Source organism: Brevundimonas sp. (assembly GCF_046295075.1).
Lineage (GTDB): Bacteria > Pseudomonadota > Alphaproteobacteria > Caulobacterales > Caulobacteraceae > Brevundimonas.
Map to the genome: position 1 here is coordinate 233,003 of NZ_JBKBOC010000003.1, position 14,724 is coordinate 247,726.

Here is a 14,724-nt window from a genome sequence, read left to right on the forward strand (position 1 = left end):
GCGTTGACGCCCGTCCCTCTGGTCATCCTCGACGAGGTCGATTCGACGCTGTCGGAAGCCCGACGGCTGGCTGAGGCCGGCGAGGTCGGCCCCAAGTGGATCATCGCCCGTCGTCAGACGGCGGGTCGGGGTCGCCGTGGACGAGGCTGGATCGACAAGCCCGGCAATCTGGCGGCGACCCTGCTGATCAGGGTTCATGCGACGCCGCGAGAAGCGGCGCAGGCGACCTTCATCGCCGCGCTTGCCGTCGCCGATCTGTTGGATGTCTTCGTGTCGCCGGCTCTGGTCTCGATCAAATGGCCGAACGACGTCCTGCTGGACAATCGCAAGGCGTGCGGCATTCTTGTCGAAAGCGGCGCGCATGCGTCAGGCGGGCTGTGGCTGGCCATCGGCATCGGCGTGAACCTGACCCACGCGCCGGAGGGCACCGAAAAGGCCTCGGCGGCGATCGCGGAAAAACTGCGAGACGACCTTGCTTTCGCCCCGCCCATTGAGGCCGCCGCCGAAATCCTGGCGGAGACCTTCGCTGTCTGGTGGGGCCGTTGGCAGACAATGGGCTTCGAGCCGGTGCTGGATGCCTGGACCAGCCGCCTGACCGGGCTGAACGGCCCTTGCACGGCGCGTCTGGACAACGAGACCATCGAGGGTCTGGCCGAGGGCGTGGAGCCGGACGGTGCGCTGCGCTTGCGTCTGGCCGACGGCTCGGTGCGCCTCATCTCTGCGGGCGACGTGTTTTTCGGTAAGGCCGCTTGATGCTGCTCGCCATCGAACAGGGCAACACCAATACGCTGTTCGCGGTCCACGACGGCTCGGACTGGATCGCGCAGTGGCGCGCCGCGACCGAGGCCAGCCGCACGGCGGACGAATACGCCGTCTGGCTGAACCAACTGATGGTCATGAAGGGGCTGGAGTTCGCCGCCCTCAGCGGCTGCATCATTTCCAGCGTCGTGCCGCAATCGATCTTCAACCTGCGCAATCTGGCGCGGCGCTATCTGAACATCGAACCCCTGGTCATCGGCGAGAACGCCGAACTGGGCATTGAGGTGCGGATCGCCAAACCCAGCGAGGCCGGCGCCGACCGACTGGTCAACGCTGTCGGGGCGTCGCTGATGTATTCCGGCGACCTGCTGCTGATCGACAGCGGCACGGCGACGACATTCGACATCGTGTCCGCTGATGGCGCGTTCGAAGGCGGTCTGATCGCGCCGGGCATCAATCTGTCGCTTCAGGCGCTTCACGAGGCGGCGGCCAAACTGCCCCGTATCGCCATCCAGAAACCCGAACACGTCATCGGCAAGGGCACGGTCGAGGCCATGCAGTCCGGCGTCTTCTGGGGCTATATTTCGTTGATCGAAGGCCTGGTCCAGCGCATCAAGGCGGAGTGGGCGCGGCCAATGACCGTCATCGGCACCGGCGGCGTCGCCAGCCTGTTCGAAGGCGCGACCGACAGCATCGATCACTTCGATCCCGATTTAACTATTCGCGGCCTCCTCGAAATCTGGCGTCGTAACGCCCATTTGACTGATTGAATGAAAAAGCAAAACCAAGACGAACTCGTTTTCCTGCCCCTGGGCGGCTCCGACGAAGTCGGTATGAACCTCAACGCCTATGGCTTCGGCCCGGCGGACAATCGTGAATGGCTGATCGTCGATGTCGGCGTCACCTTCGGCGACCTGTCCACGCCCGGCGTGGATGTGATCGTGCCCGATCCCGCCTTCCTGGAAGGCGAGAACATCAAGGGCATCATGCTGACCCACGCACACGAGGATCACATCGGCGCTCTCGGCTGGCTGTGGCCGCGCATCAAGGCGCCGGTCTACGCCACCCCCTTCACCGCCTATCTGATCAAGGACAAGCTGCGCGAGCGCGGCATCTTTGACGAGGTCCAGGTGATCGAGGTGCCGCTGGGCGGCACTGTGGACGTCGGTTCGTTCGGCGTGACCTTCGTCAACATGAGCCATTCGATCGCGGAGCCGAGCGGTCTGGCCATCGACACCCCGCTGGGCATGGTGTTCCACACCGGCGACTGGAAGATCGACGATCAGCCGATCATCGGTGAGAAGACCGACGCTCCCGCCATCCGCGCCCTGGGCGACGAAGGCGTGTTGGCCATGGTCTGCGACTCGACCAATGTCTTCGTACCGGGCGTCGCCGGGTCCGAAGGCGATGTGGCCGTGGCGATCGCCAAACTGATCGGCAGCCTCAAGGGTAGGGTCGCTGTGGGCTGTTTCGCCTCCAACGTCGCCCGTATGGACAGCGTCATCCGCGCGGCCGAGGCCTGCGGTCGTCGTGTGTCGCTGGCCGGCCGCTCGATGCATAAGATCACGGCGGCGGCGAAGCACGTCGGCATGTTGCAGGACGTGAAGCCCTTCCTGTCGGACGAAGAGGCCCGCGTCTGGCCGGCTGACCAGATCCTGTATCTGTGCACCGGCAGCCAGGGCGAGGCCCGTGCGGCCCTGTCGCGCGTCGCCGACGGCACTCACCCGGTCGTCAAACTGGGCTTGGGCGACCACTGCATCTTCTCGTCGCGCCAGATCCCCGGCAATGAACTGGCCATCGGCAATCTGCAGGACCGGCTCGCGGACCGGGGCGTGCGTCTCTACACCGAGAAGGACCACCCCGGCATCCACGTCTCGGGTCACCCGTGCCGTGACGAACTGAAGCAGATGTACGACTGGGTCCGGCCGCAGATCGCCGTCCCGACCCACGGCGTGCGCCGCTTCCTGCTGGAACACGCCAACCTGGCCAAGGACATCGGCATCAAGGAGACCGTCACGCCGCGCAACGGCGATATGGTCCGTCTGGCGCCTGGCCCGGCCAAGATCATCGACGAGGTGCCGAGCGGCCGCCTGTACGTCGACGGCGGCATGCTGGTGACCGAACAGGGCGAGGCCCTGAAGGAGCGTCGCCACGCCTCGACCAACGGCGTGCTGATCGTCAGCTTCGCCCTGGACAAGCGTGGTCGCATCGCCAGCGACATCGACATCCGCAGCGTCGGTCTGCCGGGCGACACCGGTACGCCCCTGGGTGATGCGCTGGACAAGCTGGCCGAGCGGGTCGAGCAGGTGATCAAGGGTCTGAAGGGCGACGCTTTGGACGACGAGATGGTCATCGAACAGGCTGTGGCTCGCGTGCTGAAGAAGGCCAGCCAGCAGATCTGGGATCGCCGTCCCATCGTCGAGACCGTGGTCCTGCGGGTCTGATGCAACCTTGACCTTTCGGGCGCATTTCCTGCGCCTGAACGGTCGGGGGAACCCATGTCTGACAAACCCACCCGCGCGCGCCGCCTGCTGGAACGGGTGCGTCATGCTCGCCATCCGTTGCACGGATGGCGGCGCTGGGCGGTGATCGTGGGGCAGGGGATGGTCGGCTTCGTCGCCCTGTTCGCCGCCGTCAATCTGGTCCTCAGCCTGTCGACGTTTCGCGGCGAGGATCCGCTGTCCCGCACGGTTCACGAACTTCGCGTCCTGTGGTTCAGTCCGCCGGACGGTGCGCCCATGTCGCCCACGGCCTTTCCTACCGTCTATGGGCGCGACCTGGGGCCGGCGCCCGACACCGTCGCCATCCACGCCTTCCTGGAGCGCGAGGCCGAGGACGGCGTCTTTCTGCTCGACCATGTGATGGTGGATCGGATCCTGAAGCTGAACGGCCGGATCGATGCGCGCAGCGTGCCGAGCGGCGTCTATGTCGGCGCCCACGCCTTGGGGCCGGACGATAGGCCTCTGGTGCCGGTGACCAAGTTCCTGGCGCAATATCTGCTGTTTCCGCGCCACGCCTATATTTTGGTGGTGCCCGAGAGCGGGCAGGCCATCGCCTTCTCCGCCAGCCAGAACGCCAAGTTCGGCATCGATACCCACCCCGAACGCCTGTCCGCCGAGATCGCGCCGTTCGATCCGAACGCCTATGACTTCCCCAGTTCAGGAGAGGCGCTGCACGAGATGACCCGCATCACCAACGACCCCGCCAGCGTCGCCACGGCCGTCGAGATGCTGAAGGGCGCGCAGGCGCGACTGGCGGCCGAGGGGCTGACCTATGGTCTCTTGGCGCCGAACTCCAACACGGCCGTCGGGTGCGTGCTGCAGGGGGCGGGGGCGATCACCCAGCAGGCGCGATCATCCATCCTGTTGGCCCTTCGTGCGCCGGGGTTCGGGGCGGAATGCGAATAGCGGTCGCGACAACCGGCTCAACTCGGATATATCCACGCGAATGGCCGAGCGACTCTTCCTGTTGAACCCCGACTGGCACGACGGTCAGGGCGGGCCGTGGTTTTGTCCGCCCGGCGCCTATATCGAAGGCGTGCTGGCTTTCTATCCTCGACTCCGCGACGCGCTGGAGGTCGTCTATCTCGACCACCCCCGTCCGCGTCAGCCGGTCATCGACCAGGTCGGCGAAACGCATCAGAGCTGCCCCATCCTGATCCTGGACGATACGTTCGACTGGCCCGACGCACAGGTCAGCGAAACGACCGGGCGTCGCTTCCTTCAGGATCACGCCATCGCCCCCTATCTGGCCGCCCGCTACGGCGTCGGCCGGCCCCATCCCTAGAGGTCCATCATGCCCATCGGCGTCTTCACCATGGTCGGCATCTACATCATCGCCTGGTGGACGGTGCTCTTCGCCGTACTGCCGCTGGGCACGTCGCGCGAGACGCATGAGCCGCCGACCGACGGCACGCAATGGGGCGCGCCCACGACGCCGAATCTGCAGAAGAAGTTCGTGACCACCACCTGGGTCTCGGCCCTGGTGTGGGTGTTCGTCATGGTGCTGATCTTCACCGGCTGGCTGCCCTTGCCGAACTTCGCCAACGGCCCGGCCGTCTAAACCGCAACCCGGCCTAGCTTTCGCCCCGGTCCAGCGGCTAAAGCCTTGTTCCGTCTCTACGCCTAGGATTCCCCATCATGCGCCTGTCGCGCTTTTTCCTGCCCACGCTGAAGGAAGCCCCTTCGGACGCCCAGATTGTCTCGCACCAGCTGATGCTGCGCGCCGGCATGATCAAGCAGGAGGCCGCCGGCATCTACGCCTGGCTGCCGCTGGGCCTGCGGGTGCTGCGAAAGATCGAGCAGATCGTCCGTGAAGAGCAGCAGCGGGCCGGGGCGGTCGAACTGCTGATGCCGACCCTGCAACTGGCCGACCTGTGGCGCGAGAGCGGCCGTTACGACGCCTATGGCCCCGAGATGCTGCGCATCACCGACCGGCACGAGCGCGAACTGCTGTACGGACCGACCAACGAGGAGATGATCACCGACATCTTCCGCGCCTATGTGAAGTCCTACAAGTCGCTGCCGCTGAACCTGTTTCACATTCAGTGGAAGTTCCGCGACGAGCGCCGTCCTCGCTTTGGTGTGATGCGCGGCCGCGAGTTCCTGATGAAGGACGCCTATTCCTTCGATGTGGACGAGGCGTCGGCCCGCAAGGCCTATAATCGCATGTTCGTGGCCTATCTGAACACCTTCGCCCGCATGGGCCTGAAGGCCGTGCCCATGCGCGCCGACACCGGCCCCATCGGCGGCGACCTGAGCCACGAGTTCATCGTCCTGGCCGAGACCGGGGAGAGCGCGGTCTTCTGCGACAAGGCCCTGGTCGAAATGCCGGCGCCCGGCGCGGGTGTGGACTGGGATGATCTCCAATCCATCGTCGATGAGCGCACCGCGCTTTATGCCGCGACCGAGGAAATGCATGACGCGGCCCAGTTCGAGGCTCAGACCGCCGAGGGCGACCGCCTGTCGGCGCGCGGCATCGAGGTCGGCCATATCTTCTATTTCGGCACGAAATACTCCGCCCCGATGAAGGCCAAGGTCGCAGGACCTGACGGCCAGGACGCCAATGTCCACATGGGCAGCTACGGCGTCGGCGTGTCGCGCCTACTGGGCGCCATCATCGAGGCCAGCCATGACGAGGGTGGCATCATCTGGCCCGACGCCGTGGCCCCGTTCGACGTGGTCGTCATCAATCTGCGCGCCAATGACGCCGCCGTCTCGGCCGCCTGTGAGGACGCGGTGGCCCAGCTGGAGAAGCTCGGTAAGGACGTGCTGTACGACGACACCGACGAGCGGCCGGGCGGCAAGTTCGCCACCGCCGACCTGATCGGCATCCCGTGGCAGCTGACCATCGGTCCCAAGGGCCTGGCGGACGGCGTGGTCGAGCTGAAGCGCCGCGCCACCGGCGAAAAGGTGTCCGTGCCGCTCGCCGAAGCCATTGAAAGGCTGACCGCTTGAGCCTGCCGTCCCGTCCTTCCGGCGCCTTCTCCTCGTGGGAGATCGGCCTGGCCCTTCGTTACCTCCGCGCCAAGCGCAAGGAGGGCGGCGTCGCCACCATCGCCGTGATCAGCTTCATCGGCATCATGCTGGCCGTCGCCGTGCTGATCAGCGTCATGAGCATCATGTCCGGCTTCCGCAGCGAACTGCTGGGCCGGATGCTGGCCTTCAACGGGCACATGTATGTGCAGGGCGCGGTGCTGACTTCCCCCGACCGTGAAGCTGCGTTGAAACGCATCCAGGCCGTGCCGGGCGTCGCCAGCGCCAGTCCGCTGAACGAGGCGCAGAGCCTGATCCGCGTCGGCAGCTATACGACCGGCGCCATCGCCAAGGGCATTCGTCCCGAAGACTTGGCCAAGACCCAATATGTGTTCGACAGCCTGACGCCGCAGGAGCGCGCCGGCTTTGGCAAGGGGCCCTACGGCGGCGACCGCATTCTGGTCGGCGCGGCCCTGGCGACCTCGATGGGGTTGAGGGTCGGCGATCCCGTCACCCTGTATTCGCCTACCGGCGCCGACAGCGCCTTCGGCAATCTGGGCGGGCTGGAGAAGACCTATTTCGTCGGCGGCTTGTTCCGCTCGGGCGCTGCCGACTACGACCGCGCCTTCATCTTCATGCCGCTGGAGCAGCAGCAGCTCTTCTTCGGCAAGGAAGGCGTCTGGGACGCCATCGAGATCAAGGTCGACGATCCCGATCAGGTCGGCGCCCTGACCGCCGCCATCCGCGATGCGGCCGGACCCGGCGCGGTCGTCAGCGACTGGCGCGAACGCCTCGCCGCCTTCTATGGCGCGCTGAAGGTCGAACGGGTCGCCATGAGCATCATCCTGGGCCTTGTCGTCGCCATCGCCGCCATGAACATCATCTCCGGCATCGTCATGCTGGTGAAGAACAAGGGCCGCGACATCGCCATCCTGCGCACCATCGGCGCCAGTCCGTCGTCCATCCTGCGCGTCTTCTTCATGGCCGGCGCCATGATCGGCGTGGCGGGCACGATCGCTGGGTTGGTGCTGGGGCTGCTGTTCTGCTGGAACATCGGCTCGATCCAGCATTTCCTGGAGTTCGTGCTGCAGACCAAGTTGTTCGATTCCGACGTCTATATGCTGGACGCCATTCCGGCGCTGGTCGATCCGGCCGACGTGGCCTGGGTGACCTTCTGGTCGCTGCTGATGAGCTGTATCGCCAGCCTGCCGCCGTCCTGGACCGCGTCTCGCATCGATCCCGTGGAGGCGCTCCGCTATGAGTAAGGCTCCGATCCTGTCGGTGCGCGGCCTGACCCGCACCTATGACACCGCCCAAGGCGGCCTGACCGTGCTGAAAGGCGTCGATCTGGACGTGTTTCCGGGCGAACTGGTCGGGCTGATCGGCCCGTCGGGCTCGGGCAAGTCGTCCCTGCTGCACGCCGCAGGCCTGTTGGAGAAACCGACCAGCGGCACGGTCGCCATCGACGGCGAACAGGTCGGCGATCTGGACGAGCGCGCCCGCACGCGTCTGCGCCTGGGTCGGATCGGCTTCGTCTATCAGTTCCACCACCTGCTGCCCGAGTTCGATGCGCGCGACAATGTCGCCCTGCCGATGCGGATCGCGGGGGTGCCACTGGACGAAGCCCGTAAACGCGCCGAGGTCACGCTGACGGCTCTGGGCCTGGGCGAGCGGTTGACGCACCAGCCGGCTCAGCTGTCAGGCGGGGAACAACAGCGGGTCGCCATAGGCCGGGCCCTGGCCAATGGACCACGTTTGCTGCTGGCCGATGAACCGACCGGCAATCTGGATCCGACCACCAGCCAGTCTGTGTTTGAAGCCCTGCGCGACCTGGCCAAGAACACGGGTGTCGCCGCCCTGATCGCCACCCATAATATGGAGCTGGCCGGCCATATGGACCGTGTCTTCGCCCTGAAGGACGGCCATCTGGAAGAGCGCGCGGCCCAGAGCCAGGCGTACTGAAATATCAGCTGACGGCAGCGTCGCCCCAGATCGCCCGCAAGCGTTCGGGGCGGCGGCAACCGACTCGATAGGCCTGATAGCTGGCGGCATGTCGTTTGGCATAGTCCTGATGCTCCGCCCCCGCCGGCCAGAACCGCTGAACGCCGACGACCGGCGTAGTGAAGCTCTTGCTCAAGATCCGCATGGCCGCATCGCGTGAGGCGATGGCGTCTGCGCGCTGGGCGCCCGTGGCGAAGACGGCGGCCCGATAGGACGGCCCCTGATCGCAGAACTGACCGTTCGGATCGGTCGGATCGATGGTGCGCCAGTAGCGATCGACCAAGGCGCGATAGCTGACGACCTGCGGATCGAACGTGACCTGAACGGCTTCCATGTGACCCGTGCCGCCTCGCACCACCTGTTCGTAGGTCGGATTGGCGGTATGGCCGCCCACGAAGCCGGACACGGCAGACCGCACGCCGGGCAGGTCGTCGAACGCCTTTTCCTCGGACCAGAAACAGCCGCCCGCGAAGATGGCCGTCTGCAGGCCGGTGGACCGCGCCTGGGCTTCGGCCTGGCTTGTGTGGACGACAGCGGCGCCGGTGGCGGTGAGGGTTGCGGCGGCGAAGAGGGCGAGGGCTGCTCTGCGGTTCAGCATGGGACTGTCTCCATTGTCCTTCATCATACGACGGCGCCGCGCCGATGGTTTCAGCGAAGCCAGTTGACGAGAACAAAAAGCCAACATAGAACATTGCCGGAACACATTGAGTGAGCAGGAGGCGAGACCATGCCACGGTTGATGAGGGATATGCTGTCGCTGGCGTCGTGCAGCGGTTTCGTATGGATGGTCTGGACTGTGGCGATCAGCGTCACCGCGGCCTGATTTCAGACGATTGAGACGATTCAGACTCTGTTTTTCGTCCGTGTCGTCCCAATGGGGCCTATCCACAGCGCGTCAGGGCGAGGCCGGGTTTGTGATGTTCGCGCGTCGCCCGATGTGAGACTCAGGTCAGGATAGGCAGCCCATCCAGGGTCGAGGTCGTAGAAGGTGTGAGCGAGCCGGTGAACAGTCAGGGTTTCGTCCATCTGCGGGTCCGCTCGGCCTATTCGCTGCTCGAAGGCGCGATCAAGGCCGCCAAGGTCGGCAAGCTGGCCGCCGATGCGGGTATGCCGGCGGTCGGGGTTGCGGATAGGGCCAATCTGTTCGGCGCGCTGGAGTTCAGCCAAACGGCCAAGGAGGCGGGCGTCCAGCCTCTCGTGGCCTGCGCCCTGCCGGTGTTCGGCATCGGCGGCCAGATCAAGGCGCGCTGGGCCAAGGTCCCGACCGTGGTGGTGGTGGCTCAGAATACGGCCGGGTGGCTGAACCTGTGTGCGCTGTCGTCGTCAGCCTATCTGGATGCGGGCGAGATGGCCGAGCCGGGCGTTTCCTGGGAACAGGTCGTCGCGCGTTGCGAAGGATTGATCCTGCTTTCCGGCGGCCCGGACGGCCCGGTCGATCCGCTGTTCGCCCAAGGCAACAAGGCTGAAGGCGCCGCGACCCTGGCGACCATGAAGGCGGCCTTTGGCGACCGCTTCTATGTCGAGCTTCAACGCCACGGGCTTGATGACGAGAAGCGGGCCGAGCCGGGTCTGGTCGAATGGGCCTATGCCAACGACACGCCGCTGTTGGCCACCAACGACGTCTATTACGCCAAGGCGGCGCAGGCGAAGTCGCACGACGCCCTGCTGTGCATCGCCGACGGCGCCTTCACCGGCCAGGAGGATCGCCGCCGCATCACCGGCGAGCACTGGTTCAAGCCGGCCGCCGTCATGCGCGAACTGTTCGCCGACCTGCCCGAGGCCTGCGACAACACCATCGACATCGCGCGCCGTTGCGCCTTTCTGGTCAACACCCACGCGCCGATCCTGCCGCGGTTCGACACCGGGGCAGGGCGCTCCGAGGCCGACGAACTGGCGCACCAGGCGCGCGAGGGGCTGAAGGTCCGCCTGACCGAGGTCGCGCCGGCCTTTCCCGAGGCGGAATACTGGAGCCGTCTGGAATGGGAGGTCGGGATCATCCAGCAGATGGGGTTCCCGGGTTACTTCCTTATCGTGGCGGACTTCATCAAATGGGCCAAGACTCACGGCATCCCCGTGGGGCCTGGGCGGGGCTCCGGCGCCGGGTCTTTGGTCGCCTGGTCCCTGACCATCACCGATCTGGACCCTCTGCGGTTCGGCCTGCTGTTCGAAAGGTTCCTGAATCCTGAGCGGGTCTCCATGCCCGACTTCGACATCGACTTCTGCCAGGAGCGGCGCGAGGAGGTGATCGATTACGTCCAGGACCGCTACGGCAAGGACCGGGTGGCCCAGATCATCACCTTCGGCACGCTGCAGGCGCGGGCGGTGCTGCGCGATGTGGGCCGTGTGCTGCAGATGCCGCTGGGCCAGGTGGACCGGCTCTGCAAGATGGTGCCGAACAACCCGGCCGCGCCCGTCACCCTGGCCCAGGCCATCGAGCTTGAGCCGCGTCTGAAAGAGGCGAGGGACGCCGAGCCGGCGGTTCGTACCCTGCTGGAAACGGCGCTGGAGCTGGAGGGGCTGTATCGCAACGCCTCGACCCACGCCGCCGGCATCGTCATCGGCGACCGGCCGCTGACGGAACTGGTGCCCCTGTATCAGGATCCGCGCTCCACCATCCCGGCGTCCCAGTTCAACATGAAATGGGTCGAGCCGGCGGGTCTGGTGAAGTTCGACTTCCTGGGCCTGAAGACCCTGACGGTGCTGGACCGGGCGCGCGCCTATCTGGAACGGCGCGGCGCGGCGAAGGACTGGAATACGCTGCCGCTGGACGATGCGCGTACCTATGAGCTGATGGCCTCGGGCCAGACGGTCGGGGTGTTCCAGCTGGAATCCCAGGGCATGCGCGACACGCTGCGCAAGATGCGTTGCGGCTCCATCGAAGAGATCACCGCCCTGATCTCGCTGTATCGGCCGGGCCCGATGGAGATGATCGACACCTATATCGACCGCAAGTTCGGTCGGGCCGAGGTCGATTATCTGCACCCCAGCCTGAAAGAGGTGCTGACCGAGACCTACGGCGTCATCATCTACCAGGAGCAGGTGATGAAGATCGCCCAGATCCTGGCGGGATACAGCCTGGGCGAGGCCGACCTGCTGCGTCGCGCCATGGGCAAGAAGAAGAAGGAGGAGATGGACTTCCAGCGAGCGCGCTTCATCGCGGGCGCGCTGGAAAAGGCGGTGCCCGAGGCGCAGTCCGGCTCCATCTTCGACCTGGTCGCCAAGTTCGCGGGCTACGGCTTCAACAAGTCGCACGCCGCCGCCTATGCGCTGATCTCGTTCCAGACGGGTTGGCTGAAGGCCAATCAGCCGGTGGAGTTCTTCGCCGCGTCCATGAGCCTGGACCTGTCGAACACCGACAAGCTGGCGGTCTTCTATCAAGACGCGCGACGGTTCGAGGTGCCGGTGCTGTCGCCCGACATCAATCGGTCGTCGGCCGACTTCGATGTGGCCTTCGACGACGACAAGGGGGCGGTGCTCTACGCCCTGGGCGCGATCCGCAACGTCGGCCTGGAGGCGATGAAACACGTCATCGAGGTGCGCGAGACGGGCGGGCGTTTCGCCGACATCTTCGACTTCCTGGAACGCGTCGATCCGCGCAGCGTCAACAAGCGTGCGCTGGAAGGCCTAGCCAAGGCCGGCGCCTTCGACAGCATCCACCCCAACCGCCGTCAGTTGCTGGAACAGGCCGATGTGCTGATGGCCTATTGCCAGAGCGTGGCCGCCGAGCGCGCTTCGTCCCAGGTCAGCCTGTTCGGCGGGGACCAAGCTCACGCAGGCCGTCCGCGTCTGAAGACCGTAGAGCCCTGGGTCGGGCCCGAGCGGCTTGATCACGAACTGTCGGCCGTCGGCTTCTATCTGTCCGGCCACCCGCTGGACGAGATGACCTCGGCCCTGAAGCGCAAGCGCGTCACCTTCGTCGCCGAGGCCATCCCGCTGGCGGAGGCCGGCCACGAGGCCTTCCAGATGGCCGGGGTCGTGCGTCGCAAGCAGGAGCGGGCCAGCGCGCGCACGGGCGAGAAGTTCGCCTTCGTGACCTTCTCGGATCCGACGGGTGAGTTCGAATGCCTGTTTCCGCCCGAACAGCTGCGCAAATGCCGCGAAGTGCTGGAGCCCGGCGCGTCGGTCATGGTCCGGGTGCGCGCCAAGTCGTCGGAAGGAGAGGTCCGCTTCTTCGGCGACGACGCCTCGCGCATGGACAACCTTCTGGACGACGCCAACATCGGCCTGCGCATCCACGTCTCGGCGCGCAGCGCGGACGCCGAAGCGCTGAAGGCGCGACTGGAACGCGCCCGCTCCGGCGCCATCGGAAAGGGTGGCGAAATTTCCCTGGTCGCCTCGTTGGAAGGCCGCCAGGAGGTCGAGGTCAAACTGCCCGGCCGCTACCGTCTGGACGGCGCCCTGCGCGGCGCGCTGAAGTCCGCGCCGGGCGTGGTGATGCTGGAGGACGCCTAGGTCGCGACAGGCTTGGGTATGGTCAAGCTATTGATATTTCGGAACCTCACGGGGGCGTGATGGGTTTGGTCAGTCCATAGGGAGACTGTTCCAATGAAATATCTCGCCATCGCCAGCGTCGCCTCGCTGGCCCTTCTCGCCGCCTGCAACCAGGGTGGCGACAGCGCCGCCCAGAACACCAGCGAAGCCGTCAACGCGACGCAGGACGCCACCTCCGGCGTCGTCGGCCAGACCTCCGCCATGACCATGGGCGCCAACACCGTCGATGGCTTCGTCACGGGCCTGGGCACCGGCAACATGTACGAACTTGAAGCCGCCAAGATCGCCGCCGCCAAATCGACCAACGCCGACGTCAAGGCGCTGGCCGCCATGATCACCAAGGATCACACGGCTGCGGGTGAGAAGCTTGGAACGGCCGCCGCGGCCGCTGCGCCCAACGTCGCTATTCCGACCGCTCTTGACGAGCGTCGCAAGGGGCTGATCGACAATCTGAACGCCGCCACGCCGGGCGATTTCGACAAGGTCTATCTGGACCAGCAGGTCGCGGCTCATAACGAGACCCTGACGCTGCTCAACGGCTTTGACGACAATACAGACGCGCCCGCGCTCGCGACCCTGGCTCGCGAACTGATCGCGCCCGTCACGGCCCATCGTGACCGCGCCCAAGCGCTGCTCGATGCGATGAACTAGCGAAAGCCGTCTATCGATCTTGTAAAGGCGGTCCGAAAGGGCCGCCTTTCTTGCGTTCTGGAGGGCGACGCTTGCTATTGCGGCCCATCCGGCCTACACGGCCCCCGCATTTCGCAACGCGGGTGAGGCGCATCTCGGGGAGAAATCCTGAGACGCACCATTCCGAGGGTCGTCAGACCTTTAATCCCCCGCGCCACGTTTGATCGGAAAAAGGACTGAACGATCATGGCTTTGCCAGAATTCTCGATGCGCACCCTGCTTGAAGCAGGCGCTCACTTCGGCCACCAGACGCACCGCTGGAACCCGAAGATGGACCGCTACATCTTCGGCTCGCGCTCGAACATCCACATCATCGACCTGTCGCAGACGATGCCGCTGTTCCACCAGGCTCTGGTGGCCGTGCGCGAAGTCGCCGCCAAGGGCGGTCGCGTCCTGTTCGTCGGCACCAAGCGCCAGGCCGCCGAGCCGGTCGCCGAAGCCGCCAAGCGCTGCGCTCAGTACTATATGAACAACCGTTGGCTCGGCGGCACGCTGACCAACTGGCGCACCGTCTCGGGCTCGATCGCTCGTCTGCGCGAACTGGAAGGCATCCTTGAGAACGGCGGCGAAGGCCGCGTCAAGAAGGAGCTGCTGAACCTGGAGCGCGAGAAGGACAAGCTGGAACTGTCGCTGGGCGGCATCAAGGACATGGGTTCGATTCCGGACATCATGTTCGTGATCGACACCAACAAGGAAGCGATCGCGATCCAGGAAGCCCGCAAGCTGAACATCCCGATCATCGCCATCCTGGACACCAACTCGGATCCGGACGGCATCACCTATCCGGTCCCCGGCAACGACGACGCCGCTCGCGCCATCCAGACCTACTGCGACCTGATCGCCGACGCCGTCCTGGACGGCCTGGCCGCCGGCGCTTCGGCCTCGGGCGTGGACCTGGGCGCTGCGATCAATCCGGAAGAGCCCATGCTGCGTGAAGCCTCGACCCCGGTCGAAGCCGACGCCGCTCCGGCTGGAACGGAAGCTGTCGCCGCCGAACTGGAAGCCGCAGCCGAACCGGCCGTCGCCGACGAAGCCGCGCAAGCCGCCACTTCGGAAGCGAACGACGCCGTCGAAACCGAGAAGGCCGCAGTCTGAGACTGCCCTTAGGCCTTCCCGCTTTAAGGTGAAGGCCGTGCGTTGAACTGACACACGGCCGGGCTAAGTCAGCCCGGCCGTTCCCACATACGAAATCCCCCAAGGAGAAGAACATGGCCGAGATCACTGCCGCCCTCGTGAAGGAACTTCGCGAGCGTTCGGGCGTCGGCATGATGGACTGCAAGAAGGCGCTGGTCGAAAACGACGGCAACAT

General features: G+C 65.6%; 13 protein-coding genes and 1 pseudogene. 13 read left to right on the top strand and 1 reads right to left on the bottom strand.

Going from position 1 to position 14,724, the window contains the following annotated elements; translation table 11 throughout:
- Nucleotides 1-3 precede the first annotated feature (3 nt).
- The 9 genes from ACK4MH_RS04505 (at nt 4) to ACK4MH_RS04545 (ending at nt 8,195) form a co-directional block, all read left to right on the top strand.
- Nucleotides 4-753, top strand: coding sequence for a biotin--[acetyl-CoA-carboxylase] ligase (locus ACK4MH_RS04505; protein ID WP_409715343.1), 750 nt, complete (start codon nt 4-6; stop codon nt 751-753).
- The gene (locus ACK4MH_RS04510) at nt 750-1,529 is read left to right on the top strand and encodes a type III pantothenate kinase (protein ID WP_409715346.1); all 780 of its coding nucleotides are present in this window, start codon (nt 750-752) and stop codon (nt 1,527-1,529) included. Before ACK4MH_RS04505 ends, ACK4MH_RS04510 begins: the two co-directional genes overlap by 4 nt.
- A complete protein-coding gene (locus tag ACK4MH_RS04515) occupies nt 1,530-3,203 on the top strand; it encodes a ribonuclease J (protein WP_135195893.1) in 1,674 nt (557 codons plus the stop codon). It abuts the gene before it with no gap.
- A 54-nt stretch (nt 3,204-3,257) separates the two neighbouring features.
- Complete coding sequence (locus ACK4MH_RS04520; protein WP_409715350.1) at nt 3,258-4,166, top strand: hypothetical protein; 909 nt, start codon at nt 3,258-3,260, stop codon at nt 4,164-4,166.
- Nucleotides 4,167-4,206: 40 nt separating this feature from the next.
- A complete protein-coding gene (locus ACK4MH_RS04525; RefSeq protein WP_409715352.1) occupies nt 4,207-4,545 on the top strand; it encodes a DUF3088 family protein in 339 nt (112 codons plus the stop codon).
- Between the two features lie 9 nt (nt 4,546-4,554).
- Nucleotides 4,555-4,821: a DUF1467 family protein gene (locus tag ACK4MH_RS04530; protein WP_409715356.1), complete on the top strand. Its 267-nt coding sequence runs from the start codon at nt 4,555-4,557 to the stop codon at nt 4,819-4,821.
- A 77-nt stretch (nt 4,822-4,898) separates the two neighbouring features.
- Nucleotides 4,899-6,215 (top strand): proline--tRNA ligase, encoded by a 1,317-nt coding sequence (gene proS / locus ACK4MH_RS04535; RefSeq protein WP_409715359.1) that lies wholly within the window; start codon nt 4,899-4,901, stop codon nt 6,213-6,215.
- A complete protein-coding gene (locus ACK4MH_RS04540; protein ID WP_409715362.1) occupies nt 6,212-7,498 on the top strand; it encodes a lipoprotein-releasing ABC transporter permease subunit in 1,287 nt (428 codons plus the stop codon). Before proS ends, ACK4MH_RS04540 begins: the two co-directional genes overlap by 4 nt.
- Nucleotides 7,491-8,195, top strand: coding sequence for an ABC transporter ATP-binding protein (locus ACK4MH_RS04545; RefSeq protein WP_409715365.1), 705 nt, complete (start codon nt 7,491-7,493; stop codon nt 8,193-8,195). Before ACK4MH_RS04540 ends, ACK4MH_RS04545 begins: the two co-directional genes overlap by 8 nt.
- A gap of 4 nt (nt 8,196-8,199) precedes the next feature.
- On the opposite strand, the gene msrA is transcribed toward ACK4MH_RS04545, so the two are convergent.
- Nucleotides 8,200-8,832, bottom strand: coding sequence for a peptide-methionine (S)-S-oxide reductase MsrA (gene msrA, locus ACK4MH_RS04550; RefSeq protein WP_409715368.1), 633 nt, complete (start codon nt 8,830-8,832; stop codon nt 8,200-8,202).
- A gap of 392 nt (nt 8,833-9,224) precedes the next feature.
- Between msrA and dnaE the strand changes: the two genes are divergently transcribed.
- From dnaE to ACK4MH_RS04570, 4 genes and pseudogenes are all read left to right on the top strand, one after another.
- Nucleotides 9,225-12,686: a DNA polymerase III subunit alpha gene (gene dnaE, locus ACK4MH_RS04555; RefSeq protein ID WP_409715371.1), complete on the top strand. Its 3,462-nt coding sequence runs from the start codon at nt 9,225-9,227 to the stop codon at nt 12,684-12,686.
- Between the two features lie 93 nt (nt 12,687-12,779).
- Entirely contained in the window at nt 12,780-13,376 is a 597-nt protein-coding gene (locus tag ACK4MH_RS04560) for a DUF4142 domain-containing protein (protein ID WP_409715374.1), read from the top strand.
- 225 nt (nt 13,377-13,601) lie between these two features.
- Entirely contained in the window at nt 13,602-14,510 is a 909-nt protein-coding gene (gene rpsB / locus ACK4MH_RS04565; protein ID WP_409715377.1) for a 30S ribosomal protein S2, read from the top strand.
- 113 nt (nt 14,511-14,623) lie between these two features.
- Nucleotides 14,624-14,724 (top strand): annotated as a pseudogene (locus ACK4MH_RS04570) (elongation factor Ts); the annotation flags it as partial.